Origin of the sequence: Bacillus sp. 522_BSPC (assembly GCF_001076885.1) — a bacterium.
In the GTDB taxonomy this organism is placed as follows: domain Bacteria; phylum Bacillota; class Bacilli; order Bacillales; family Cytobacillaceae; genus Niallia; species Niallia hominis.
This window is the reverse complement of sequence record NZ_JVDT01000058.1, coordinates 1-26014: the sequence shown is the minus strand read 5'-3', so window position 1 is coordinate 26014 and position 26014 is coordinate 1. Positions and strand designations below refer to the sequence as shown.

Annotated in this window: 21 protein-coding genes and 1 riboswitch; of the genes, 4 read left to right on the top strand and 17 right to left on the bottom strand. The window is 34.6% G+C overall.

The annotated features are described in order from the left end of the window. Positions 1 to 88: 88 nt before the first annotated feature. The 3 genes from dpsA to ADJ83_RS24525 all read left to right on the top strand — a co-directional run bounded on the left by dpsA (position 89) and on the right by ADJ83_RS24525 (position 2113). Positions 89 to 958: a dipicolinate synthase subunit DpsA gene (gene dpsA / locus ADJ83_RS04370; RefSeq protein WP_031540703.1), complete on the top strand. Its 870-nt coding sequence runs from the start codon at positions 89 to 91 to the stop codon at positions 956 to 958. A gap of 135 nt (positions 959 to 1093) precedes the next feature. After that, positions 1094 to 1936 carry an SPFH domain-containing protein gene (locus ADJ83_RS04365; protein WP_031540702.1) on the top strand — a complete coding sequence of 281 codons (843 nt, stop codon included), beginning with the start codon at positions 1094 to 1096 and terminating at the stop codon, positions 1934 to 1936. 12 nt (positions 1937 to 1948) lie between these two features. Further along, positions 1949 to 2113, top strand: a complete 165-nt coding sequence (locus ADJ83_RS24525; protein WP_016200850.1) for a hypothetical protein — start codon at positions 1949 to 1951, stop codon at positions 2111 to 2113. A 69-nt stretch (positions 2114 to 2182) separates the two neighbouring features. On the opposite strand, the gene ADJ83_RS04355 is transcribed toward ADJ83_RS24525, so the two are convergent. The 17 genes from ADJ83_RS04355 to ADJ83_RS04275 form a co-directional block, all read right to left on the bottom strand. After that, entirely contained in the window at positions 2183 to 5365 is a 3183-nt protein-coding gene (locus ADJ83_RS04355; protein ID WP_031540701.1) for a DEAD/DEAH box helicase, read from the bottom strand. Between the two features lie 281 nt (positions 5366 to 5646). Continuing rightward, positions 5647 to 6612, bottom strand: a complete 966-nt coding sequence (locus ADJ83_RS04350) for a S8 family peptidase (protein WP_031540700.1) — start codon at positions 6610 to 6612, stop codon at positions 5647 to 5649. 197 nt (positions 6613 to 6809) lie between these two features. Continuing rightward, the gene (locus ADJ83_RS04345) at positions 6810 to 7700 is read right to left on the bottom strand and encodes a CPBP family intramembrane glutamic endopeptidase (protein WP_031540699.1); all 891 of its coding nucleotides are present in this window, start codon (positions 7698 to 7700) and stop codon (positions 6810 to 6812) included. 4 nt (positions 7701 to 7704) lie between these two features. Beyond that, positions 7705 to 8742 (bottom strand): asparaginase, encoded by a 1038-nt coding sequence (locus tag ADJ83_RS04340; protein WP_031540698.1) that lies wholly within the window; start codon positions 8740 to 8742, stop codon positions 7705 to 7707. A 20-nt stretch (positions 8743 to 8762) separates the two neighbouring features. After that, positions 8763 to 9530, bottom strand: a complete 768-nt coding sequence (locus tag ADJ83_RS04335; RefSeq protein WP_031540697.1) for a GNAT family N-acetyltransferase — start codon at positions 9528 to 9530, stop codon at positions 8763 to 8765. 179 nt (positions 9531 to 9709) lie between these two features. Further along, a complete protein-coding gene (locus tag ADJ83_RS04330) occupies positions 9710 to 10135 on the bottom strand; it encodes an ATP-binding protein (protein ID WP_031540696.1) in 426 nt (141 codons plus the stop codon). A gap of 227 nt (positions 10136 to 10362) precedes the next feature. Continuing rightward, a riboswitch (cyclic di-GMP riboswitch) is annotated at positions 10363 to 10445 on the bottom strand. 302 nt (positions 10446 to 10747) lie between these two features. Then, the gene (locus ADJ83_RS04325) at positions 10748 to 11800 is read right to left on the bottom strand and encodes an aldose epimerase family protein (protein WP_031540695.1); all 1053 of its coding nucleotides are present in this window, start codon (positions 11798 to 11800) and stop codon (positions 10748 to 10750) included. A gap of 276 nt (positions 11801 to 12076) precedes the next feature. Next, the gene (locus ADJ83_RS04320; protein ID WP_031540694.1) at positions 12077 to 13702 is read right to left on the bottom strand and encodes a glycoside hydrolase family 13 protein; all 1626 of its coding nucleotides are present in this window, start codon (positions 13700 to 13702) and stop codon (positions 12077 to 12079) included. Between the two features lie 54 nt (positions 13703 to 13756). Then, entirely contained in the window at positions 13757 to 14764 is a 1008-nt protein-coding gene (locus ADJ83_RS04315; protein ID WP_031540693.1) for a LacI family DNA-binding transcriptional regulator, read from the bottom strand. A gap of 122 nt (positions 14765 to 14886) precedes the next feature. After that, complete coding sequence (locus ADJ83_RS04310; protein WP_031540692.1) at positions 14887 to 16197, bottom strand: DUF4179 domain-containing protein; 1311 nt, start codon at positions 16195 to 16197, stop codon at positions 14887 to 14889. Then, the gene (locus tag ADJ83_RS04305) at positions 16190 to 16708 is read right to left on the bottom strand and encodes a sigma-70 family RNA polymerase sigma factor (protein WP_031540691.1); all 519 of its coding nucleotides are present in this window, start codon (positions 16706 to 16708) and stop codon (positions 16190 to 16192) included. The genes ADJ83_RS04310 and ADJ83_RS04305 overlap by 8 nt, the downstream gene beginning before the upstream one ends. A gap of 164 nt (positions 16709 to 16872) precedes the next feature. Continuing rightward, positions 16873 to 18366, bottom strand: a complete 1494-nt coding sequence (locus ADJ83_RS04300; RefSeq protein WP_031540690.1) for an aldehyde dehydrogenase family protein — start codon at positions 18364 to 18366, stop codon at positions 16873 to 16875. A 333-nt stretch (positions 18367 to 18699) separates the two neighbouring features. Then, the gene (locus ADJ83_RS04295) at positions 18700 to 19452 is read right to left on the bottom strand and encodes a class I SAM-dependent methyltransferase (RefSeq protein WP_031540689.1); all 753 of its coding nucleotides are present in this window, start codon (positions 19450 to 19452) and stop codon (positions 18700 to 18702) included. A 135-nt stretch (positions 19453 to 19587) separates the two neighbouring features. Continuing rightward, positions 19588 to 22182 (bottom strand): ABC transporter permease, encoded by a 2595-nt coding sequence (locus tag ADJ83_RS04290; protein WP_031540688.1) that lies wholly within the window; start codon positions 22180 to 22182, stop codon positions 19588 to 19590. After that, complete coding sequence (locus ADJ83_RS04285) at positions 22179 to 22862, bottom strand: ABC transporter ATP-binding protein (RefSeq protein ID WP_031540687.1); 684 nt, start codon at positions 22860 to 22862, stop codon at positions 22179 to 22181. The genes ADJ83_RS04290 and ADJ83_RS04285 overlap by 4 nt, the downstream gene beginning before the upstream one ends. A gap of 313 nt (positions 22863 to 23175) precedes the next feature. Next, positions 23176 to 24180, bottom strand: coding sequence for a sensor histidine kinase (locus ADJ83_RS04280; protein WP_031540686.1), 1005 nt, complete (start codon positions 24178 to 24180; stop codon positions 23176 to 23178). Position 24181: 1 nt separating this feature from the next. Continuing rightward, positions 24182 to 24865 carry a response regulator transcription factor gene (locus ADJ83_RS04275; RefSeq protein ID WP_031540685.1) on the bottom strand — a complete coding sequence of 228 codons (684 nt, stop codon included), beginning with the start codon at positions 24863 to 24865 and terminating at the stop codon, positions 24182 to 24184. A 167-nt stretch (positions 24866 to 25032) separates the two neighbouring features. On the opposite strand from ADJ83_RS04275, the gene ADJ83_RS04270 reads away from it, so the two are divergent. Then, positions 25033 to 26014 (top strand): DUF3231 family protein (locus ADJ83_RS04270; RefSeq protein WP_048717088.1); only part of this gene is annotated, 982 nt, incomplete at its 3' end.

The window sequence follows — 26014 nt, the reverse complement described above, 5'->3', positions numbered from 1 at the left end:
ATTGGAAATAGTCTGAACTATTCTATCCCTCCATATAGATTACTATATAGAGGGATTCTATCAACATAGAGAAAAGGAAGTGAAACAATTGAGTCATAATCATGTCTTATTAATTATCGGTGGTGACTTTAGGCAGCTTGAAGTGATTCGCATTTTAGCACCTAAGCTTAGTAAAATATATTTAATTGGGTTTGAAGATGCCTCTATTCCTTATAAGGATGTCATCAAAGTAACTGGGCAAACAGCCCCACTTCATGAAGTAGATAGTATTCTCTTGCCTATTCCAGGGATTCAAGATAATGGCATTGCTGAATCGACTTTTTCAAAGGAAAAAATAATTCTCACAAAAGAACTAATAAATAAAACGAAACCTAATTCAACTATATACTCTGGCATTATTACCCCTTTCTTAAACCAACTGGCTACAGAAACGAATCGTCAATTGGTTGCTCTATTTGCAAGAAATGATGTAGCGATTCTTAATTCAATTCCAACTGCAGAAGGCGCATTAATGCTCGCTATAAAGCATACAGACATTACAATACATAATGCCAACGTACTTGTTCTTGGTTTTGGGAGAATCGGCAAAACGATTACCCGCCTTTTTTCAGCAGTTGGTGCAAAGGTAACTGTCCTTGTTAATAAAAAAGAGGATGAAGCTAGAGTAATGGAAATGGGATTCCACCCTCTACTCGAAGCTTCATTAGAGTCTACAATTCCATCCCAGCATATTGTTATTAATACTATTCCTGCACTTATTCTGACTGCTACCCTTATTAAAAAAATGTCAAGCGACGCTCTAATTATCGATTTAGCTAGCAAGCCAGGCGGAACTGATTTTACCGCTGCAAAAAAGCATAATATCCAAACATTATGGCCACTAGGTTTACCTGCAAAAGTGGCACCAAGAACGGCAGGTACTATTATTGGTAAAACTTTATTGGAGTTACTGAAATAAGAATAATAGTGTAAATCGATTTGGAGATAGCTAACTATCTCTTTTTTTATGCTTATTTCTCAACAAAATATTTTACAATATTATACAAAAGTGATATCATAATTATATCAAATTGAAATTATAGGAGTGATTCATTTGAAAGAAAAAAATGCATTTCATTTTAATGGATTTATCGGTGTTCTTCTTATTGCCATCTCTCTTTTTCTTGGTACCTATTTTCTTATACAAGAACTTCCAGCTGTAGGAATTCCGTTTATATTATTAGCTGCTCTTCTTGGTAGTGGAATCACCATTATTCAACCAAATCAGGCTGTAGTTGTCACCTTTTTCGGTAAGTATTTAGGTTCTATTCGTAGCAGTGGGTTATTTTTAACGATTCCACTAACTTTAAGAAAAACAATTTCCTTACGTGTGCGCAATTTTAACAGTAAGCGATTGAAAGTAAATGATGTCGATGGAAATCCAATCGAGATAGCTGCTGTTATCGTTTTTAAAGTAATCGATTCAGCTAAGGCAATTTTCGATGTGGACAATTATGAGGAATTTGTAGAGATCCAAAGCGAAACAGCCATACGACATGTTGCGACGAAATACCCGTATGATACCTTTGAAAATGTGGAATTAACATTAAGAGGGAATGCAGAGGAAGTCTCTAACGAGCTTACAACCGAATTACAAGCTCGACTAGACCTTGCTGGAGTCGAAGTAATCGAAGCAAGATTAACTCATTTAGCCTATTCTACTGAAATTGCTCAAGCAATGCTGCAGCGTCAGCAAGCATCTGCGATTATTTCTGCTCGTCAGAAAATTGTAGAAGGAGCTGTTGGAATGGCGCAAATGGCCATTAACCAATTAGAGCAGGATAAAATCATTGAATTAGATGATGAAAGAAAGGTACAATTAGTAAATAATCTACTTGTCGCGATTGTCTCAGAAAATCCTACAACTCCTGTAATTAATACAGGTACTTTATATTAATGAGTGGTATAAATGACGAAGAAAAAAAGCTTTCCATTACGCATTGATCCAGAGCTATACGAAGTACTGCAAAAATGGGCTGCAGATGATTTCCGCAGCATTAACAGTCATATAGAGTATTTGCTTCGTGAATCTGCCAAAAAAGCCAAACGATTTCCAAAACAAAAAGAAGAATGACAGAATCACAAAAGAAGACCAGTCCTTTTACGAAGGTTCTGGTCTTCTTCTAATTATACTGCTATTTTTCTAGCTTAATAATTCCATGATATCTTCTTCTGTTATGGACGATATCATTTTTTCATCTGTATCAATAATTTCATCCACTAAACTTTTTTTCTTTTCCTGTAGTTCAAATATTTTCTCTTCTATTGTTCCTTTGGAGAATAATTTGATGACATCAACAATATTTTCTTGCCCCATCCTATGCGCACGATCTGCAGCTTGCTCTTCAACTGCAGGATTCCACCATGTATCATATAGAATAACTGTATCAGCTGTCATTAAATTTAATCCTGTTCCCCCTGCTTTTAAGCTTATCAAAAAGTAGTCTCGTTCTCCCAAATTATAGCGATGACATAATTCCACTCTTTCATCAGAGGGAGTATTTCCATCCAAATAAAAGAACGACAAACCCTTCTTCGCTAATTCCTGTCCGATAATATCCAGCATACTGGTAAATTGCGAAAAAATCAGTACTCTTCGATTCGAACGTTGCGATTCTTCCATTAATTCCATTAAATGCGCTAACTTGGCTGATCCACCCTCATAATTTTCTACAAATAGGGCAGGATGGCAGCATATTTGTCGTAGCCTCGTCAACCCAGCAAGAATTCTAATCTTATTTTTTCGCAATGTATCTTTGTTTAAGTGCTTTAGAGCATCATGCCTTAGTTTTGACAAATATGCTGCGTATAGTCTTTTTTGCTCTGGTAACAATTCCACCATTTCGCTCCACTGTCTTTTCTCCGGTAGTTCTGCTAATACATCCTCTTTTAACCGTCGCAGCATAAAGGGTCTTATTTTTTTCGCAATCTGCTTATTAGTAAGATTTGCGTATTCCTTTAACCCCTTCAATAACTCAGGAAATACAATATGAAAAATAGACCACAGCTCTTCAATGGAATTCTCAAGCGGTGTTCCTGTTAAGGCAAAACGATTTATTGCCTTTATTTTTTTCACTGATTTAGCTGTTTGCGAAAGTGGATTTTTGAAATACTGTGCCTCATCAAAGAAAACAGTATGGAGAGATTGCTGTTCATACCATTGAATATCTTGTCTAATTAATGGATATGACGTTATCAGAACATCGATATTTTCTAAATCCATTTGTAACTGTGCCCGCTCCTTCTTGTTCCCATCAAGGACAAGACATTGAATAGTTGGAGCGAACTTCATGATTTCTCTCTGCCAATTATAAAGGAGCGACGATGGGCAAACGACTAGCACTTTTTGCTTTGATTTTCGAATCACTGGTAATTCAGACATGATAAAGGCAATACTTTGAAGCGTTTTTCCCAACCCCATATCGTCTGCTAAAATTCCGCCGAAGTGGAATTTCGCTAAAGTTTTCATCCACCTATACCCATCCTTCTGGTACGATTTCAGGACATCCTCTAAAACAGCGGGAACCTTAATCATTAATGTTTCTGGATGCAGAAGTGATTCTATCAACTGTTGATAGGATTCATCTAGTTTAAATATCTTTCGGTCTTCCTCTATAAAAGATAAGCTTTCTAAAAGGGTCAGTTCAAATCCGCTGACAAAATCCTTGTCTTTGATTTGTGGGGAAAGAAGATAACGTTGAATTTCCTCCATCTCTCGCGTTTTTAAGGCAAAAAGAGAGCCATCCTGTAAACGATAATATTTTCGCTTTTCTTCTAAAGCAGCTAACAGTCCTTTTATTTCTCGTTCCGGAAATCCTTCCATCTCAAATTTAAACTCTAGCCAATTAATCCGATCCTTTTTTAATTTCACCGAAAACCGTGGCCAAGTTTTTTCCTTAAAAATTCTATTTCTAATCGCTGTTGTTGCATAGACTTTTACAAGCTTTTGCAACTTCGGTAATACGTAATACAAAAAATCAAACTCTAATTCTTCGTTATAAAGCATATATCCACTATCCGTTTTCGCAAATGAACTTCCATCCATCAGCTCCAATATCACTTCTTCTTTTTTCCAATCTCGAAGAAGCACTCCATCGATGTCTTTATCTCGTTCATGAACTGGATTAATGACGATATTTTCATAGCGGAATTCTAAACTTGCCAACAATCGATTATTTACTCTATCTAAATAGAGCTCTGCTTGCAGGGGCGCTTTTCCTATTTTTTTTGAAAGTTCTTTCTCCAATTGAACTTCCCCTAATTTTTTCAAGCCTGGAGCAACATTTTCTAAAAAGAAGTCTATTTGATTGTTTGCAATAGGGATATAATTCTTGCCAACCTTCTCTGTCATTCTTTTCATTTCCACAAGCCTGTTAAAATCCTCTGATTCCAATTGAATGACATTTCCGTCAATCATGACTGCATAATATTGATGCAAGAACAGAATAGATTCCATTCCTTGAACATTCAATTGATAGCTTCCTGTGTCCTGCTGATATAAGTGAAATGTTAGTGGGAGTGGTTCCCGAGAAACTTGCAAAGGCATTCTAGTTCCACTATATTCTTCTAAAAAACTTAATTCCTTCCAGTGTGAACGAAGGGAAATCCAAGAAGATGGAGGTATTAATAAAGTATCTTCTTCCCCTATGTTGTCCATTTCGTTGTGATGATTCAAGAAAATGGATTCATCGCTTACCACTTTCCATAATTCTTGAAGAATTGCTTCACTTTCTTCCTTTACACAGTGTAACTTTGGGTCAAAATTCTGCCCCAGAGCATATTGATACATATTGCCGGCATTTATTACTTCTAAAAATTGACGAATGTTTTTTATTTTATTGGATAAAAGGTGAATTTCGATGCCAAACATATTCGCTTCTGATCCAACTGGAATAATTTTCATCAAAAATTCAACTGGAACTACTTCTCTTTTCTCAAAGTGGCGTTGTTTCTTTGGTGAAGGAAAACTAGTCTGATTAAATAAAGCAAAAAAATCATCTGATACATTTGTATTCGTTTCTTGCATAGTAGCAGGCTCCTTGCCACTCAGCTGAAATTTCTTAATCTCCAGCAAAACAGCTGCAATATGCTGACATTCTTTTTGAAAGGAAGCTAGCTTTGGACAAGAACAATTCGCTTTTATTTCACCAGCTTCTACAGCCACCATTACAGCAAAGTCTTCTGCTGCTTGAACGAATGCTTCACAGTAGTCTTCTCTATATTCTTTAAACAACACCTTATGATTCTTTGAAAATGCCTCGCCTCTTTTTAAAGAAACAGGACCACACATCTCCAGGACCATTTTTCGTGTAATAACGATATTCAACAATCTAATCTCCTTCTTTTAATATTACAAGTTACGCACAAATACCTCCTTACACTTTACTACTTTTTTCATAACATTTCTATTATGGGAGTATTGTAAAATTAGGTAGAAGTTTTGTTTATATATGTATGAATGATTGTGTATTGATTGGATTGGCATTTTTGGAAAATATTTTTGATTTTTGACTATTTAATCTTTTTTCCGCTATAAAAAAGTGGACAAACTCCCACTTTCAAGAAGCTTGTCCACTAAAATAGATTTATTTTGAAAGTTTATTCCTTTTAATAGCTATTAGCAACTAGTAATTGGACTGCTGATTGGAGTTTTTCCTTTAATTCATCTGGAGCCGTTAAATAGAGAATTCCATTGCCTTCTATGCTTGGTTTATTTCCTAATGGGATGGTTCTTTTAATTAATTGAGCATAAATTTCTGGCTCTGTTAAATTTCGTTCAAAAGCTTCATTACTAATTAATTTAATTAATGCTAAAGCACCGCTCACATGAGGGGCAGCCATCGAGGTTCCTGTTAGGCTTGCGTATTTCCCATCTAAAAAGGTAGAGAGAATTTCTTCCCCAGGAGCTACTAAATCAACTTCTCGATTCGAATTGGAAAAACGAGAAGAATTTCGCTCTAAGTCTACGGCACCAACACTTATCACTTCATTATAGGCAGCCGGATATCCTAATTCTTCGGTTGAATCTAGGCCATCCCCTTCATTCCCCGCTGCACACACGACGAGAATTTGGGCTTCGACAGCTTTTTTCACTGCCTCATGTAATTCTGCTACATCCTCAGGTCCACCAAGACTCATGGAAATAATATCTGCCCCTTGCTCAATGGCATAATAAATTCCGTTTATAATCCAATCATATTGCCCAGTACCTTGTCCATTTAAAACCTTTACAATTAAAAGAGAAACTTCTGGCGCAACTCCTGTCAATCCGCTGTCTTTTCCTGATGCCCCAATTGTTCCAGCAACATGTGTCCCATGCCCATTATAATCCATATAAACTTCCGGACTGCCGTTGTCATCATCGGTAAAGTTTTTCCCACCTATAATCCGTTCTTGCAAATCTGGATGATTTATATCACACCCAGTATCCAAGATGGCAATGGTTATCCCTTTTCCTTTTGTTTTATTCCATAAATCAGGTGCTTGAATTAGTTCAATTCCTTTTGGTATTTCTGTTGATAGATCCAATACTTCTTTCACTTGATAAGGAATTACTCTACATTTTTTTTTCATATAACAGCCTCCTAATAATAGAATCACTAACACAATAAATATTTTAACAATTCCGAATTATTTTGATAAGAGGCTTAAGACTCAAATTAAGAACATTTGTTCTAAATGACTAATTATCATTTCTCCTTGCAAAAAAAATGGCCTACATAGATAGACCATTTTCTTCTTCCTATTCTTTTAGCTGAATAAATAACCGCTTATCTTACTTCATATTTTTTCCTACATATTAAATAAAAAGCAACAAAAATGACAATGGACCAGATCAACGAATACAATGGACTTGTATCAATAATTCTAAAAAGACTTGGGATATCACCTGCAACTGAATCATCATATGTAAATAATAAGAAGATCATCATATTATTTGCCGCATGTGCACCAATGGATAGCTCTAAACTGCCTGTTTTTACAGCTATAAAGGTTAAAGCAAATCCTGCAAGCAAATAATCTAAGCCTACTAATATGGCAGAATCATTCATTTCAGGATTAGTAAAATGCAAAGATCCAAAAATTAGTCCAACAATTAGTGCTAATAAAATAGGATTTTTTAGTTTTTTTCCTACCCATTGTAGTAATAATCCCCTAAATAAAAGCTCTTCTACCGTTGTTTGAATTGGAACAAAAAGAATAACGACAAGGAATAAAAAGACATAATCAGAAAGTGAAACATTATTCCACTTATAATCAGGGGCATTTATCAAGAAATCAATAACAGATGTAACAAGGAATAGCCCAGTAAATATGGCGAATCCCCAGCCAATCTTTTTCCAATTTACTCTTTCTTCCCCTGTAATCAATGTTCGAAATTTTCTTTTGTGTATAAATCGTACGCCAATCCATAAACCAACTAAAGCAAAGATATAAATAATATGTGTCATTAATAAACTAATAGTGCCATTTCCGCCGACAACCATGCCTGTATCCAAATCTATAAATGTAGCATCGTTCCCGTCCAACTCCACGCGCAATAACTCGATGATGAAATAAACAATAGAACCAGCAATCATAAATCCAACAGCTAATAAAATAGATGCTAAATAGCGCGGCCAGCTATTGTTTCCTTCTTTTACATTCAAATAATGTTTCATTCATCTACTCCTTTGTACCATTATTTTTCAGCTGATACGCTCGTTCCAAATCAAAATTTGCACGTATTTCACCGATTTTTTCTTTTCTTGCATTTAGCACTGGTGTATGCACATATTTTTCTAAATCTGTAAAAATTCCCTCCTCTTTATAGCCTAGCTGACTTAGAACCTCCATTGCCGCAACATTTACTGCTCGTGTTCCTCCATCTTCTACCTTAATCGCAATTCCGATTCCTTCTTTGACAAGGCCAATACACTGAACAGCCTCAGCACCTGCTTTTGAAACAATCCGTCCTTGATAAGCGTTCATTAAGTCCGTATCAAATCTGCTTGTGCCGCCAACCATTTCAGGAAATTCCATCATGCTATCTCTTATCCGTTTGACTATCTTTATTCGCTTTTCTGATTTAATAGAATCAGGGCTCGCTAGTCTTGCATAACCTAGTGCTACATGATATAAAGGTAGTTGATGGACTGGTACGCCACAACCATCTACACTAAGATTTATTTTTTCTTTTGGAAAATCACATATTTCTTCTATCGCCTCTAATATTCGCTGCTGATGAGGATGCTCTACTTCTCGATAATTAGCAATATCTTCCTTCATATGAATAGCAGTAGCAAGCATACCGGTATGCTTTCCAGAACAATTACTGTAAACAGGGGTCACATCTCCTCCATTTCTCAACAGCTCTTTATAGCTTGTTAAATTCCATGGTGTATGTGTTCCACATTGTAGGTGATCCTCTTTAATCCCTAATCTTTCTAACAGCTGAAGAATTGTTTCTCGATGGAAGGATTCTCCAGCATGGGAAGCACACGCAATTGCTATTTCTGCATTACTATATGAATATGTATCAGCTGCTCCTGTCTCTAAAAGGGGAATCGCTTGAAATGGCTTCATCGACGATCTAGGAAAAGTCATTCTATTGGGATTTCCATAGGAATATAGCAATCTACCTTCTTTATTTACTACAGCAATATGAATATTATGTGTACTTTCTACATATTTTCCGCGATAGACAAGTATAGGCTTATTCAATACAATCGACTCCTTTTTATCTATAAAACATCAAATTTTTCTTTTAAAGCTTCATATTGGAAACCTTGTTTTTGATAGTTTTGCTTTTTATACATTTCTTTTGGTGTGTCTTCACCATCTGCCAGCAAGATAATCGTCTTATCTGGAAATAAGTCCATCACCATTTTTTGCATACGAGCAGCAATCCCTTTTCGCTGATATTCATCAATTACAAAGATTCCGTCAATTTCGACTGTTTTATAGCCAAGAATTACTTCTAAAGCACCAGCCCCTTTTCCTTTATAATAAGCAATTATCTGCAAGAAATGAGGATTGCTAAAATTTTTCCGATATACTTCTGTTTTTCCTTTTGCATAATCTATTCCATATTTCAAGTCTTGATTATATTCTAATTGTAAATAGTCCTCAAAATTCTCCTCCGTAACTTTCTGAATAAGAATATCTTCAATAGGAGACAATACAGGAAATTCACGAGGATTAATCGCATAAAGTTCAGTAAATCCCACGTCATAATAACATTTACTTACAATATGCTCTTGTAGCTCCTTCGTAAACTTTTGGTTTTCTGGAAAAATAAACTTAAGATGCTTTTGACCAGTCTTTTGGTGAAACACTTTAAGGTATTCCTCCGCCTGCTCAAATTCGCTTATGGTAGGCATTGTTTTAAACTGTATAAAATTACTGTCATATTGAAGCAACATTTCCTCATTATGAACATGGATCCAATTAATAGATTCCATTATTTGTTTCCCTTCCTTGTGGATGTTGCTATAGGTCACTTTCTCCATGTTGTTTTCTCCTACCTTCTTCTCAAACTACTTTTTTACCGTAATATACTAATAATAAACGATTCATTTATAGAAATCAGTAGATTATAGAAAAAAATGACATTATTAAAATTTAACCACACGTAAATAGGACTGTCTCTAAAGAAACAGCCCTACTTAAATGATTATTCTCTCTTTGATTATATTGCTTCTGCATTTTCTTTTCTTTCCCTCCATAAAAACACTTCGTTCCCCATTTCATTATATTGCACTTTTTGAAAGATTTGCATCATCATTAAAATACCTCTACCACGTTCCTCTAAGACGATATCACTCATGAGCTTTTCTGTTCCATATTTTTCAATATCATTGATTTTCTTTGTTACATTAAACCCATTCCCATGATCTTTTATCCGCATGTCAATCGCTCTATTTGTATAATGTATATCTAATATAACGGGAAAACCCCCATGTTCTATCGCATTATTTATAGCTTCGCCTATTCCCACGCTAAGCATAAAATCCTCTGACAACCAATCTCTTAAATCCTTATTTATCTTACCTTTCCATTCTTTTTCTGTATGATCATGTATTACTATCTTTTGATAGCTAATAAGTTCACTCATATGCTGCCCCCTGTTTTTAAAAAAGCACAAGCTCCTTATTAACGATAAGGATCGTCAAAGCACATCAACTAAATAATCGAATCTCTAATAGTTATAATTATCGTATTAGTGTACCTTTTTCTTGATAGCGGAGACTTGATTTATGCTGGTACATTGATGCTGGAACTGAACATTCATTAGAAATATGACTCTTTTGTATTCATAAAAAAAGCTAACAAAACAAGGATAGTTTGGTTAGCCGGTTGCGCTAGTAGCTCATAATCAACAAAGCGCCCAAATAAGTTGATTAATCAAAGCTTTCTACCTTTATAACTTTCTCATAATTTAACAAGTTTTTAAATTATATAGTATTATATACCCATACCAATGAAACATAAACCTATTTTAAGAGAAATCATAAAAAATATAAAGCTCCCTATATTTCACCTTTTGAAACAATTTTAATTTAAATTGAATGAGAACCCTTTAACCATCAGGAGAAAAAGAAAAGAAGCCATCAGTATCTTTTACTGATGACTTGGATCGACAAAAAAGAAAGCAATTCGGAGTACTAATATGAGAGCACTCCCATTATATCCATTTAGTCTCTCTATAAATCTTCCCACTATTCTTTTATTCTATTACCCGAAACTTCCATTTTGTTTCTGCATAATACGTATCTTCTGGTTTCAAAACGACGGATGGGAATTCAGGGTGATTTATTGCATCAGGAAGACCTTGCGTTTCTAAGCATACCCCTAAGTATTTTCTTCCAATTACGCCATTAAAATCATACTTATCCTCTAACTGGTTGCCTGTATAAAGAATGATTGCAGGCTGATTTGTAACTAAAGACAATTCCCTACCACTTTCTTTATCTCGTAAAATAGCAGAATGTGTACCTTCAGCAGAGAAGATAAGTGGATGATCATAGCCATTGCCTACTAAAATATTTTGTTCGAAGTTATTGTCCATTCCTTCTTTCAATAGCTTTCCTTCTGCAAAATCAAATGGCGTATTTTCTGTTGGGACCATTTTTCCTGTTGGAATAAATCCTTCATCCAGCTCTAAGAATCGATCCACATCTGCAATAAGTTCATGTTCGGTTATATCTCTTTTATTATTTCCACTAAGATTAAAATAGGTATGATTGGTTACCGTTACAGGTGTTTCTTTATCCGTTTTTCCTTTGTAAGTCAGGACAATTTCATTATCATTTGTTAATAAATAATCCACTGTAAGATCAAAATTACCAGGATATCCTTCTTCTCCATCAGGACTATGATAAGTGTATCGGATTCCAATTGCCTCTTCCTCTTCTACTATAGAAGAATCAAAGACTACTTCACTCCAACCAACATTTCCTCCATGTAAATGATTAGGTGGAGTATTTGCATTTAAACGATATTCTTGGCCATTAAGCTTAAATTGTCCAGCCTTAATTCTTCCGGCAATTCTCCCAACAATTGCCCCTAAATAAGGCCCTGAATTCTGTCTGTACTCCTCAACTGTTTCAAAACCAAGCACCACATTCTCCTTGTTGCCATCTTTATCTGGAACTATTATTTTTGTGATGATGCAGCCATAATTTATACTAGAAAAACTCATTCCATTGTTATTAGTAAAGGTGTATTCCGTTATCTTTTCTCCATTTACTTCTCCCATTGGTCTTTGACTATAATTCATCTTAATCACTCCTTAAAAATTGGATATGGACCCTTATCATTTACTAGCGATTGCTTTGCGTTAACTTGAAATCGCATTCATTTTAGTTGTTGAACAATCTGATATTAAATAATACTAGAAATCATATAGTTTGTTTAACATATTAACTATCCTATCTATATCTTACTTTATTTTATCAGAATTGATAATATCTTTTTTCGTTTTTCTATGAAAAAATAAAAAAACTGTCCTCACATTTATTTCCACATTGTGTCTGACAGCTTTTCTATTTTTCTATCAAATACTCACTGCAAAAGCTTCATATGGCTTTAAATGGATATTGCTAAAATCCACACTTTCTCGATGATAATTACTAATAATCACCTCATCACACTGACTAAATTGAGGTAAGTTTAGCATTCTTTCTTGCTCATCAAAGTTTGCCACTACTACCCATGTTTTCCCTTCAAACTTTCGAGTATAGGCAAAAATCGCTTCATCCGTACCTTCCATTAACTCAAAATCTCCCCATACGACGATTGGGTTGTCTTTTCTTAATTGAATTAAAGATTGATAGCAATAAAAGACAGAATTTGGATCTTCTAAATTGTTTTTCACATTTATTTCCGTATAATTTGGGTTTACGTGCAGCCAAGGTGTTCCTACTGTAAAACCGCTATTTTCTGTCTCATCCCATTGGATAGGCGTTCTTGCATTGTCTCTTCCCTTTGCATTAATCGAATGGACGATTTCCTCTTTTGTATAGCCTTGCTCTAATCGTTCATAATACATATTAATGCTTTCAATATCATTTACTTGGCTAATATCAGTAATCGGGCAATTGGTCATCCCAATTTCTTCCCCTTGATAAATATAAGGAGTTCCTTTCATTAAATGTAAAAGGATAGCGAACATTTTTGCACTTTCTATTCGATACTCCCTATCATTACCCCAGCGAGAAACGATTCTTGGTAAATCATGATTATTCCAGAATAAGCTGTTCCAGCCTTCATTACCTAAAGAAGTTTGCCATTTTGCTAGAATGGATTTCAATTGATTTATTTCTAACGGCTTAAGGTCCCATTTTTGTTTCCCCTCTTGCTCATCTAATCCAATATGTTCAAATTGAAAGACCATGGAAAGCTCTTTTCTAGCAGGATTGGAATATAATTTAGCAATTTCAGGTGTCGCTCCCCATGTTTCCCCAACTGTTAAAACATCATAATTACCAAACGTTTTTTGATGCATTTCTTGGAGATAATCATGAAGCTTAGGTCCATTTCCAGTAATGCCCTGATCTGGTTTCTTCCCTACTAAATCAATCACATCCATACGGAAGCCACCGATTCCTTTTTCTAACCAGTAGTTCATCATCTTCCAAACTTCTGCCCGCACTTTTTCATTTTCCCAGTTTAAATCTGGCTGTCTCTTACTGAATAAATGCAAGAAATATTGACCACTTTCTTTATCATATTCCCATGCAGAACCGCTAAAAGTCGATTTTAACTCATTGGGTACTTCTCCATTTACCGGGTCTCGCCAAATATAGTAATCTCGATACGGATTGTCTTTTCCTTTTTTTGCTTCAATAAACCACTTATGCTCATCTGATGTGTGGTTTACGACTAAATCCATGACAATTTTAATACCCTTTTCATTCGCTGTTGCGATTAATTCATCCATATCTGCCATTGTTCCAAATTCATCCATAATATCTTCATAGTCACTAATATCATAGCCATTATCATCATTGGGCGATTTATATACAGGGCTTAGCCAAATCACATCAATTCCTAGCTTTTGCAAATAATCAAGGCGATTGATGATACCTCTTAAATCTCCAATTCCATCTCCATCACTGTCTTGAAAGCTTCTTGGATATATTTGATATACAACAGACGTTTGCCACCATTTCTTTTCCATTTAAAAACCTTCTTCCTTTTAAAATATATACCTAAACGTAAAATTCAAAAAAATTTAGTAATCCCTTTTACTCACGGAAGCTCTTTCCACTATAGCAAATGGGAGCATTTCTGTTTTTACTGTTATCTTTTGCTGAATAGCCTCTATTATTTTTAAACAACCCTTCTCTCCCATTGCCTGAAACGGTTGCTCTATCGTTGTTAATGGAGGGACTGCCATTTCTGCAACTCTTGTATTATCATAGCCCATGACAGATAGATCATTTGGTATTTGTATGCCCAGTTCAAAGGCGGCTGAAATGATCCCAAGTGCTACCTCATCACTTACACAAAATACTGCTGTTATATCAGTCTTTTCTGCATGGAAAGCATAGAGCGCTTCTTTTCCTGCTGAAAAACTATAATCTCCTGCTTTTATATAGTTGGCAGAAAAGCTTATTTCATGATCACATAATGCCCTTTTATATCCTTCCATCCTTGCTATCCCAGCTACTCGATCAGAGAAGTCCACACCTGCCAAGCCTATTTTTTGATGTCCATGATCGATTAAATACTTTGTAGCAGCATACGAAGCTTCATAATCATCTACTTTTATAAAAGGTATTCGCTTATTTTTGGTATCTGTTGACAGTAACACATACGGTATACTCAATGATTCAATTGCTTGAATTTGTTCTTCCTTTAGTGGAATGGATACAATAACAAGCCCATCCACTTTTCTTTCTTCCAGCATTTTTAAGCAGTCAATTAATCGATTACCTTTTTCTCCTGCATGGGATAAAATAACACTAAATCCATGTGCTTGCGCTACCTTTTCCATTCCATTAACAATGTCCGCATAAAAAATCGTCGATACACTTGGCATGATAATACCTATTAAATTACTCGATTTTTTTACTAAGCTTCTTGCCATTTCATTTCTCCGATAGCCTAGTTCTTTTGCGATTTGCAGGATTTTAATTTTTGTCTCTTCATTGTAACCACCTGCACCGTTTAAAACTCTCGAAACAGTTGCTGTAGATACTTTTGCAGCATTTGCTATATCTTTAATGGTTATCGTCATTTCCTTCACCCTTTACGTAAACGTTTACGTAACTATACTTTAACACAAAAATGGAACGCTTACAATAAAAAACCGCGTGCTTTGGTAATGGTATGATGAATACCACTACCAAAGCATACAGCTTATTTTACTTCTATCTTTACATCTCCTTCGATGTAATTAGGGTAAAATGTCAATTTCATTTGCAATGGATTTTTGTACTCGCTATTTTCGAAAAACATATTCCAATATTTTTTGTTTTCATGATTGTAAAATTCAGTTGATGGTATACTTAGTTCCTTTCCTGTTGCATCAATAGGCTCATCAAAGATAGTATACATATCCTCTGAATCAGATACCATAAAAAATTCCGCTTGTGCTTTAGACGTTTCTCCTAATTTAAGTTTACCGTCTTTCGGACTTTTTACTAACCTATTTGCTTCCGTATCTACAATAACCACCGCATCTTCCTTATCAATTGCCATTAATTTATTTACCCGCAAATAAAGTTCTTTCGGCTTTTCGAAATAATTAGATTGTAAATAATACATTTTCTCATGCTTACTCAAAGTCCTATTTACAGTACCATTTGCAATAGAAGTCCATACCTCACCGTTTTCATCTTCCAATCGCATATCTTCAAATCCCAAAATTTCTTTTGTATTTGTAGGATCAACTGCTACCTTCACACCAATTCTTAAAGGATATACAATAATTTCTTCTATCGTGATTTTTTGATTCTCAATTTCCACAACTTGGTCTATTGGATAAGTAATATTCTTTTTGACATTTTCCTTTAATTCAAAAGGTATCAAAAACTTTATTTCTTTGTTGTCCATTACTGTTACGAATTCAAAGTTAAACTTTAATTCATCAAAAGAAAAAGAGTCCACAAATTGGTACTCGACCATATCTTGAAATTCATTTTGGATATCATCAGGAAAATATACATTATAGCTACGAGTATGCTCAGGAAATTCTTCTTTATTAAGAAGATTAATATACTTTATTTCTCCTCCTGTGAGAGGGTTTGTTGATTTCAATGTATAAAATACATTTATTCCTGATTCATCCATAATCACTCCATCTATCGTTAACGTCAAATCTCCTTTTGTCTCAGAAACATCTACCTTTTGATAATAATCATTTTCTATAATGGCGGAAAAGCCTTTATCTTGTTCAATAAAACCAATCATCCATTCCATCCCAGGGATAGATGTGAGCGCATTTGCAAAAGTTGGCGATATTCGAATAGATGTTATAAAGGAAACGATGATAATTGCTGCAATCGCAAGCCCAAGCAATCTTTTTTGTTTTTTCTTAAGCAGACTTTTTTCTCGCTTTGCTTTCATAAATCCGCTTAAAATGGCTTCATCTCCCTGTTCTATTGGCAATTCGACTTTTTCATATTCTTTTTTAAATTTTAATAACCTTTGTTCCTCTTCTTCATACATGCTCACTCTCTCCTTTCTCCTTAAAATATAGTCTTAATGTTTTCAGTACTTTATGTAATCGAGACTTTACGGTTCCTTCTGGTATTTTTTCCATTGCGGCAATTTCTTTGATCTTCGTATTTTGAAAATATTTTAAATAGATTAATTGCTGGTCTTCATTAGATAACAATTCAAGAGCTTCCTTTAGTTCAATCAAGGATTGGTCTTGGTAAACAGATATATCATATACTTGGTTATCAGAAATAACTCTGTTTGATCTCTTTACTTGATCTTGACAATAATTAATCATAATCCTTGTTAGCCATGTTTTTAGATAGGCTGGCTCTTTTACCGTATGTATTTTTTTGTAGGCTCGATATGTCACTTCCTGCAATGCTTCTATTGCTGCATGTTCATCTTTTAGAAATGCTAAAGCAGCTCTTAGCAATGATTCTTTATATAATTGCATTACTTCCAAAAAGGCATCATCATCTCCTTTAATAGCTTTCTTACTAATCTCTAACTCTTCCAATTAATCACCTCCCCTGTTGTTCTATACATTAGACCTTGTATCGAGAAAAAAGTTCGCGAAAAATTGTATAAATTTTTTCTTTTTATCTAAGAGCAAATTATACATGAAATTTCAAGCATAAAAAAAGCCACCAAGACAAAGTCCTAGCAGCTTCCTACTTTACTTTAATACAATCCCTCTGTTTCTTCTTTCGTTACGATATAAATATTTTTCGTTTGAGTATAGCCATCCAATATACTCTTATATGTTTCTCTGCCGATTCCTGATTTTTTATACCCTCCAAATGGTGCTCCTGCTGGAAGCTGATTATATGTGTTCACCCACATACGACCTGTTTCCACACTTCTAGCTACACGTAATGCTGTATTAATATTACGGGAGAAAACTGCTCCTCCAAGACCAAACTCAGATTGATTAGCCAGCTCAATAACCTCTTCTTCGGTCTTAAATTTTATCACTGTTGCAACTGGGCCAAAAATTTCTTCTTGAGCAATGCGCATCTTATTTGTAGCATCCGCTAAAATCGTTGGTGCCATAAATGCCCCTTTTTCCAGTCCATTGTTTTCGAGTCGGCAGCCTCCTGTTACAACTCTCGCTCCTTCTTCTTCCCCAATTTTTACATATTCTAAAATTTGTTTTAATTGACGCTCGTTTATTTGTGCTCCCATGATAACATCATCTTCCCAAGGCAAGCCAACTTTTACATCTTCAAATGCAAGTTTCATCTTGGCAAGGAACTCATCATATATTCCTTCCTGGATAAAAATACGGGAACCAGCACAGCAAACCTGTCCTTGGTTAAAGAGAATTCCTAATTGAACCCCTTCCAATGCTCGCTCCATTGGTGCATCATTAAAGATGATATTCGCTGACTTTCCGCCTAGCTCAAGTGTTGATGGGATTAGTCTTTTCGCTGCTGCAACCGCAACTTCTTGACCAATTTCCGTTGATCCTGTAAAAGCAATTTTTGCAAATCCTTTATGATTTAACATATAGTCTCCAGAATGAGAACCACGACCTGTAATGACATTGACTACTCCATTTGGCAATACTTGATCAAATAGTTTCGCCAATTCCAATAAGCTTAACGACGTAGTAGAAGATGGGTGGATAACTACTGTATTGCCAGCTGCGATAGCTGGTGCAATCTTCCAGGCAGCCATTAATAACGGGAAATTCCAAGGAATGATTTGTCCAACCACCCCAATAGGCTCTTTTATTGAAATAGATAAGGTATCCTCATCAAATGCTTGGGCAGTTCCTTCTTCTGAGCGGATTACCCCAGCAAAATAACGAAAATGGTCAGAGCTTAATGGAACATCAATATTTCTTGTTTCTCTGAGCGGCTTCCCATTATCCAATGTCTCCACTAATGCTAACTTTTCCGCATTTTCATCGATTAAATCAGCAATTTTTAATAATAAATTGCTTCTCTCTATCAAACTTACTTTCTTCCATGTTTTTAAAGCTTGCGTTGCAGCCTCTACTGCTTGATCAACATCTGCATAGGTAGCATCTACAAAATCAGCCAACTTGTCTCCATTACTAGGGTTATAGCTGCTAAGGAGATTACCTTCTGAACCTTTTATCCATTGACCATTAATGTACAGACCATACTCCTTGTCCAATACTGTTGTTGCATCTAATGCAGTTACCATTTTCAAAACCCCTTTTTAATATATTTAAAAATAAGGCATAGTAGGAAAAATGCTTTTCTAATAATTCTAGACCTTATTTTTATCCTGGTTATTAAACTACTTGCTAAGAATACGTTTACATAAGCTATCAAAAAAAGGTTACTAGTTTTAAATAATGTGATTATTTTAACAAACTAATTAAATTATAGATTCCATTAAAAGGAATGTCTATTAATAACCGTGTACTTCTTTTGGTTACAAATCCTCGATGAGCAGTGAGAATTTCTCTCTGTCTTTACTTCTCTCTTTTCAAAAAACTTAAAGCATTAAAAATGACATGTGGCTCCCCACACGTCATGCTCTTCTTGCTTTAATAATCATAGTAGTTGGAAATTTTCTTGCTTTGTATAAGGAATAATAGCGATCAGAGATTTCCTCCTCTACTTTTTCAAAGTTTTTGGAAACCTCACTTTCCATTACACATTCAATCGTAAATCCAGCTTTAATTAGTTCATTTATATAGGTGCTCATTTTTCTTTTTGGTATCACTACTGGTGCTTCTTCCCCTTTAAACCTTGGATATGTTGTTATACCTTCTTCCTGATAAGAACCTGTAAGAGAGATTTGACCGTTTTCACTTTGCATATATGCATATAGCGGATGGTCCCAACTAAAAATAAACGCTCCTCCTGGCTTTAAATACGAATAAATAAGGTTAAATGTCGTAGCTAAATCCGTTGTCCACCCAATGGCATAAATCGAATAAACTATGTCGAAATATTCCTTAGGAAGGGCAATATCTTTTTCCATCGCAGCACAATATAACTGGGAAGGCATATCTTTAAGTGTTTCTTTTGCTGTCTCTATTTGCTTTTCAGATAAGTCTACACCCCATAATTCACTAGCTCCTTTGTCAGCCATATACAGTAAAGAATGTCCGCTGCCACAGCCGATATCAAGCACCTTTTTATTTTTTATCTCTTTAAATAACCTTAATTCTTCTTCTGTTTGGCAAAAAGGGCCATAACTAGGTAGTGCGTCAATTCCGTTAAAATGATGGGCTACTATATCCCAGCTTTTCTTATTTTGTTGTAAAATATCAGTCATCCTTTTTATCCTCCTCCGTCTTTCTTACTGATTCTACATTCCTCTTTTACTTACCTGCTTGCATTTTCATATGAAAAAAACCCGCCAAAACGGACGAGTTTTTTGTCATTCTTACCTAATTTTATTCGTTTCCTATTAAGCATTCTCTTGCTTTAAACCATCAATTATATTTTCTTTCTTAATTTTGCTGACTGAATAGAGCATTGCAGAAGCAACAATGATAAAAATTGCGATTACTACAAACAGAATACTCAACCACGGAAGTTCAAAGCCATATTCAAATGTATTGCTTATAGACCAATATAGTGCAGCTATTACTCCTATACTAATGGGAATACCATACATCAATGCTTTTATCCCATAAAAAATGCTTTCAAAATAAATCATTTTATTAAAACCAGTTGGCGTCATCCCAACAGAACGCAGCATCGCAAATTCCCTTTTTCGTAAGGAAATACTTGTAGAAATGGTATTAAAAATATTAGCAATACTGATTAAGGAAATAAGGGTAATAAATCCATACATAAAGACAGCCATAATCATAATCATCTGTTCAGATTGCTTACGATTCTTTTCCACATTGTATATATACATGGATCCTGACTTTAGATCGTCTAATTCTTCTTCTGCTTTATCCGGATTATCGCTGTTTAAATAGAGATTGTAGTTCATCGTAATATTTTTTTCATTTTCAAATAAATTTTCTGCTACTTCATTAGAGATAATCATTGTTATCATTCTATAATTATCAGCATTCATTCCCATGAATGTTTCATTTGTAAATAAGCCAATTTGAACCTTATTAAACATCTCTTCCTTTTCGCTGCCTTCCCTATACATATAGAGATCAATATAATCCCCAGGTTTAGCATTCAGTACTTTTTCCTCAACAAATTTCTCTCCATATGGATCAAAATAAGATACATTTTCGATCACAATCCCTTTTGGTTCAGTTGGATTCGTATATTCATTGATATTAAAGCCTACTTCTTGAGCATATTGCTTAAAAGCTGATTCAGATAGAACAAAGAAATTCACTGTAAATGGAAGTTTGCCTTCCTCTAAGAACGCATCACCATTTTCAACCGATTTTTTATTATTTTCACTTAAAACACTTTTATCTAAATAGGTACTTACATATGTGCTTTTAATTAAATTACTTTCTGTAATACTAGGTACATTTGCTAAAATCTGCATCTCTTCCTCTGCAACGTTTGATTCAGCAGACACAGTAATATCATAGTCGATATTTTCTTGTGACAGTTCAACTGATTTTTTCATATTATCAGTAAAATAAGATACGACTAAGAAAAGCAAAATACTAATAATTAAAGAAAAAACGGTTGTTTGATATCTACGCTTATTCCGTTTTAAGTTTTTTAAACCAATTTCCGCTTCTATGCCAAATACTTTGCGAACAAATTTGGATGTTTTCACTTTTTTCCCTGATAATTTAATATCTTGTGTTTGTCTAATTGCATCAATTGCTGAAATCTTTGATGCTTTCCTAGCTGGCAAATAGGTTGAAATAAAAATTGTTACAATGGAAATAATAATAGAAAATAGGATGGAATAAGGCGTTACCACTACATTTAATCCTTGTGTAGAGTTTAAGGCATCTTGCAAATACTTATTGATAAAAGTGAAAGTAATTCCAATTCCAACGATTCCAGCAATTATTCCTAATGGAATGCTGATGCCGCCTATCACCGCACCTTCAAAGAAAACAGAATTTCTTTTTTGCTTCTTCGTTGCACCTACACTTGATAGCATCCCCAAATGTCTTGCCCGTTCCGACACACTAATGGCAAATGCATTATAAATCAGTGCTACAGAACCAATAACAATAACAAGTATGACAATACCTATTAGAGAATACATCGTTAGAAGCAGGTTATCATTCGATGATACGCCATAATAACGCAGTAACTCATTATTAAAATCCACTTTTGCAATAGCTAATTTCTTTGCCAATGATTCCGAGTCCTCATATATAGACTGCTTTACCTTTTTCATCACAACACTTGCATTTACGCTACTACTAGTTGTTAACTCCTTTTGATCTAAATAGCTAATAACAGTATATCCTGGTGACCAGGAAGGTTCCCAAGATGGTGTTTCCATAATACCGACAATTTTGAATGTATAGGATTTTGCCTGCTGAATTTCCTCGACACTTTTTCCTTCTTCATTCCTTTGCAAAGGATTTGTTTGTGTTAGGATAGAATCTTCTTCCTCTAATTGAAAGTGCCTTTCCCCAATGCTAACATTTATCTCCTCACCGATGGCATACTTACTATTCCCCTTCTTCCTCATTTCATCAGGTATGATAATTTCATTAGATGCCTTGGGGAATGTCCCTTCTTTTAAGGTAATTAAAAATTGTTCAAATCCTTGCTCATCATATTGTTTAAAAAATAAATACGGTTTACTGTCATTTTTTGAATCTTTCCAGTTCGCATAGCCCAAATTATTGGATAGGATAACTTTTTCCATGTTACTATCCTTCCTTAACTCTTTGGCTTGCTCATTATTAACCCCAATAAATTGTGCATGCCACTCACCGTCTCTTGCAATACTGTCTCTTTTTAATAAATCGATAAACGAAACACCAAGTGTCGAAACAGCTGTCAACATACTGACAGCTATAATGACACCAATAATCGTCACTAATGTTCTTCGCTTGTTCTCCTTTAAATTTCTTAAAGTGAGTTTATTCATTATATTCATGGACGAATCACCTCATTTTTGGCGATTTTTCCATCTTCAACAGAAATCACACGATCTGCTTGTAGCGCAATCCGTTCATCATGGGTAATAACAATTAATGTTTGATTATAGGTTTTATTAAACATTTTTAATAGTTCCATAATCTCTTCACTATTTTTACTATCTAAATTTCCTGTAGGCTCATCTGCAAGCATAATAGCAGGGTTGCTAATAAGTGCACGTCCAATGGAAACACGCTGCTGCTGTCCCCCTGATAATTGATTAGGCAAGTGATCTAATCTTTGTTGTAGACCTAATATAGAAACAATGCGATTAAATTGCTCCTTATCTACTTGATGGTTATCTAATAGAAGCGGCAGCGTGATATTTTCTTCTACTGATAGAATGGGAATTAAGTTATAAAATTGATAGATAAGTCCAATTTGTCTTCTTCTAAAAATAGCTAATTGTGTTTCATTTAATTGATAAATATCTGTATTATCCACAAAAACTTTTCCACTAGTCGGCCTGTCTACTCCACCTAACATGTGAAGCAATGTAGATTTACCTGATCCAGAAGGTCCAATGATTGCCACAAATTCACCTTTATTAACGGAAAAAGAAACATTATCCAATGCTTTTACTGCCGTTTCCCCTTTTCCATACACTTTAGACAAATTTTCTATTTTTAAAATTTCCATTTTATCGTCCTCCAATTACTTGATGCTCTTAGTGTATCTGTCTAAAGTGACTCTGTAGTGACTTTAAAGTGACAATTTAGTCACTTTCGAATATGTGTACTGCTCATCTGTGCTTTATATGGAGGTTCGATTTCATTCGCTTGATGATGAAGGCTATCTTTTCTTGAAGTACTACGGATTCTGGTTTTCATCCCCTTTATGAACGCTACTTTTCCTACCCGCACAGCAGTTTCTCGCTTTCATCCCTTCTTAGAACGCCAATCTCTTATATTTATTGCCACTTCTTTTCGCTTTCTTTAATATTCCAATCACACTAAATAACCTGTTTATAAAACTTAATATGAAATGTAGTCCCTTCCCCTAACTTACTTCTCACTTCAATATCACCATGCTGGCTTTTGATCATACTATATGCCATCGCCAGCCCTATACCGATGCTATCTTCACTTGCGTTTTCTCCCTTATAAAATCGTTTAAAAATATAAGGTAAATCTTTTTTTGCGATGCCTTTTCCAGTATCCTGAATAACGATTTCTGTAAATAATACATTCTCAGAAAATCGAATATGTATTTCTCCACCTTCAGGGGTATGCTCCACACAATTTTTCAAAATATTAATAAGCGCTTCTGCTGTCCAATTAAAATCTCCTATAAAGGTAACATCCTCATCTCCCATAATTGCATGAGCATGTCCCTTAATATCCATGGGAATTAATATTGGTTCTACTGCCTTATAAATCAATTTTTTGACATCCACTTGCTCCTTTTTAAAAGGAATCGTCCCGGCATCCATTTTCGATAATTTTAATAAGGAAGAAACAAGCCATTCCATTCTTTCAAGCTGAATCGAAATATTGTTCGTAAATTCACGTCTTCTTATTTCCTCCAACTGTGGATTCCGTAATAAATCAGTCATAACAAACATGGAGGTAAGTGGTGTTTTCAATTGGTGAGAGATATCGGAAATTGCATTTGTTAGCTTTAACTTTTCCTTCTGTAGATGTGCACTCTGCTCCGATAGCATTAATGTAACCTTATAAATATTGTTTTTTAAAATACTCAATTCGCCTTCTACATTATCCCGAATATCCAGACTTTCATCTCCGTTACTTATTTGCTGCAAATAACTCGATAGCTTATCTATTTGCTTATATCGATATCTTGTAAACTGATAAAAACAGCCCAAAACGATAACAAGCACGCTAAGTAAATACACTGCGACTGAAATAGAATAGGCTAAAGCAGCATAGACAATAGCAAAAAAACTAGTGATTACTAAAACAATAGTGAGGATTTTCACTTCTCGATTACGAATCATTTTAATCCCCTACCTTATAGCCAAGTCCACGAATGGTTTTGATAATGGTGGGCTTTTGAGGATCATCCTCTAATTTCTCGCGGAGCCTTTTAATATAGACTGTTAAAGTATTATCATTAACAAAATCTCCCGCCACGTCCCATATTTTCTCTAATAGCTGGCTTCTTGTTAATACTTGTCCGATATTATTAGCAAAAATGAGAAATAAGCGGTATTCTAGCGCTGTAACCATTACTTCCTCATTCCTTTTATAAATTTTCCCTTCCAATGTGTTAATCCGTATAGAATCTATTTCTATTAGTGGATTATTCTGCAACTGCTTATTATACCGTCGCAAAACAGATTTAATTCTTGATAGAAGTTCTCTTATGCGAAATGGTTTTGTAATATAGTCATCTGCTCCCATATCGAGTCCCATAACAACATTCACTTCATCATCTAAAGCAGTCAAAAAGATTACAGGCTTATCCGATTTTCTTTTTACATACTCACATAGCTCATAGCCAGAACCATCTGGTAGAGACAAATCAAATAAACATAATTCAATATCTGTTAATTGCTCTTCTAAAACTCTTTTTGCAGTTTTTGCGTTAAAGCATGTAATTGTTTCATACTTTTCACTTTGTAAACTATATTCTAAACCCGTAGCAATGGTTTTATCGTCTTCCACTATTAATATTTTCATTATCTTCTCCTATATATTTTCTTTTTTCTGTATTATTCTAAACGATTGATGTACAGAGGGAAAGCAATTCTCCTATTAATATCAATCAAACAATCGGTACATACACTTAGCATACAATAAGGAATGATGGAGAATAATAAAATAAAACAAATCAAAGGAGTTTTGTCATGGACACGCGTGAACCACTGAATATACGTTCAACAAAAACGGCCCTCACTAAAAAGCTTACATCAGCAGAAATGGGGAAACTTTGGGCGACTTACACGGGAAACAGCATGTCTAAATGCTATCTCCATTTCTTCCTTCAGCATGTGGAGGATCAAGATATTAAAAATTTATTAAAAAAGGCTTATAAATTATGTAGTGAATTCTTAAATACGACAGAAGGCATATTTAAGAAGGAGAATTTTCCAATTCCAAAAGGTTTCTCTATAGAAGAAGATGTAAATCTTGATGCCCCACGTTTATTTGAAGATGAATTTTATGTGCATTATCTTAAATATACTGCCAAAGCAGGGATGAGTATTTATAATATAGCTGTACCACTAGTCTTCAGAGAAGATATTAGGGAATTTTTTATTTATTGTATGAAAGCTACTATGGATTTAATAGAGCAAATCAACGAACTGCTAATGAAAAAAGGACTGATTAGTAAACCAGCTATTATTCCATTACCTGAAAAAGCTGAATTTGTTCACAAGGATTTTTTAAATGGATTTTTTGGGCACATAAGACCTTTACATGCATTAGAAATCGCTCATCTTTATGACAATATTGAAAACAATACTGCAAGCAAAGCATTAATTATGGCTTTTAGCCAAGTTACAGAAAATGAAGAAATTCGCGAATTATTTATTAGAGGAAAAAATTTCACTCATAAGCATGTAGAGCTTTATATGGAAAAACTACATAATGAAGATTTACCAGCACCATCATTTATTGACCATTTAATAACAACGTCTACCATTTCTCCTTTTTCTGAAAAAATAATGCTATTTCATAAAGTGGATATGTTTTCCATGAAGATTAGATCATTTGGAAATTCGGTTGCTGTGAATGGAAGACATGATTTAGGTTTTATGTATACAAGAGGATTAATTCAAATAGCTTCGTTTGTGGAAGATGCAGCAAAAATTATGATTAAAAACG

What these genes read in the sequence shown, in the direction of transcription:
- ADJ83_RS24525 (WP_016200850.1), top strand. Translation starts at nt 1,949, where the DNA reads ATGACGAAGAAAAAAAGCTTTCCATTACGCATTGATCCAGAGCTATAC.
- ADJ83_RS04350 (WP_031540700.1), bottom strand. Translation starts at nt 6,612, where the DNA reads ATGAAAAAAAAATGTAGAGTAATTCCTTATCAAGTGAAAGAAGTATTG.
- ADJ83_RS04345 (WP_031540699.1), bottom strand. Translation starts at nt 7,700, where the DNA reads ATGAAACATTATTTGAATGTAAAAGAAGGAAACAATAGCTGGCCGCGC.
- ADJ83_RS04335 (WP_031540697.1), bottom strand. Translation starts at nt 9,530, where the DNA reads ATGGAGAAAGTGACCTATAGCAACATCCACAAGGAAGGGAAACAAATA.
- ADJ83_RS04330 (WP_031540696.1), bottom strand. Translation starts at nt 10,135, where the DNA reads ATGAGTGAACTTATTAGCTATCAAAAGATAGTAATACATGATCATACA.
- ADJ83_RS04325 (WP_031540695.1), bottom strand. Translation starts at nt 11,800, where the DNA reads ATGAATTATAGTCAAAGACCAATGGGAGAAGTAAATGGAGAAAAGATA.
- ADJ83_RS04320 (WP_031540694.1), bottom strand. Translation starts at nt 13,702, where the DNA reads ATGGAAAAGAAATGGTGGCAAACGTCTGTTGTATATCAAATATATCCA.
- ADJ83_RS04315 (WP_031540693.1), bottom strand. Translation starts at nt 14,764, where the DNA reads ATGACGATAACCATTAAAGATATAGCAAATGCTGCAAAAGTATCTACA.
- ADJ83_RS04310 (WP_031540692.1), bottom strand. Translation starts at nt 16,197, where the DNA reads ATGTATGAAGAAGAGGAACAAAGGTTATTAAAATTTAAAAAAGAATAT.
- ADJ83_RS04300 (WP_031540690.1), bottom strand. Translation starts at nt 18,366, where the DNA reads ATGGTAACTGCATTAGATGCAACAACAGTATTGGACAAGGAGTATGGT.
- ADJ83_RS04295 (WP_031540689.1), bottom strand. Translation starts at nt 19,452, where the DNA reads ATGACTGATATTTTACAACAAAATAAGAAAAGCTGGGATATAGTAGCC.
- ADJ83_RS04290 (WP_031540688.1), bottom strand. Translation starts at nt 22,182, where the DNA reads ATGAATATAATGAATAAACTCACTTTAAGAAATTTAAAGGAGAACAAG.
- ADJ83_RS04285 (WP_031540687.1), bottom strand. Translation starts at nt 22,862, where the DNA reads ATGGAAATTTTAAAAATAGAAAATTTGTCTAAAGTGTATGGAAAAGGG.
- ADJ83_RS04280 (WP_031540686.1), bottom strand. Translation starts at nt 24,180, where the DNA reads ATGATTCGTAATCGAGAAGTGAAAATCCTCACTATTGTTTTAGTAATC.
- ADJ83_RS04275 (WP_031540685.1), bottom strand. Translation starts at nt 24,865, where the DNA reads ATGAAAATATTAATAGTGGAAGACGATAAAACCATTGCTACGGGTTTA.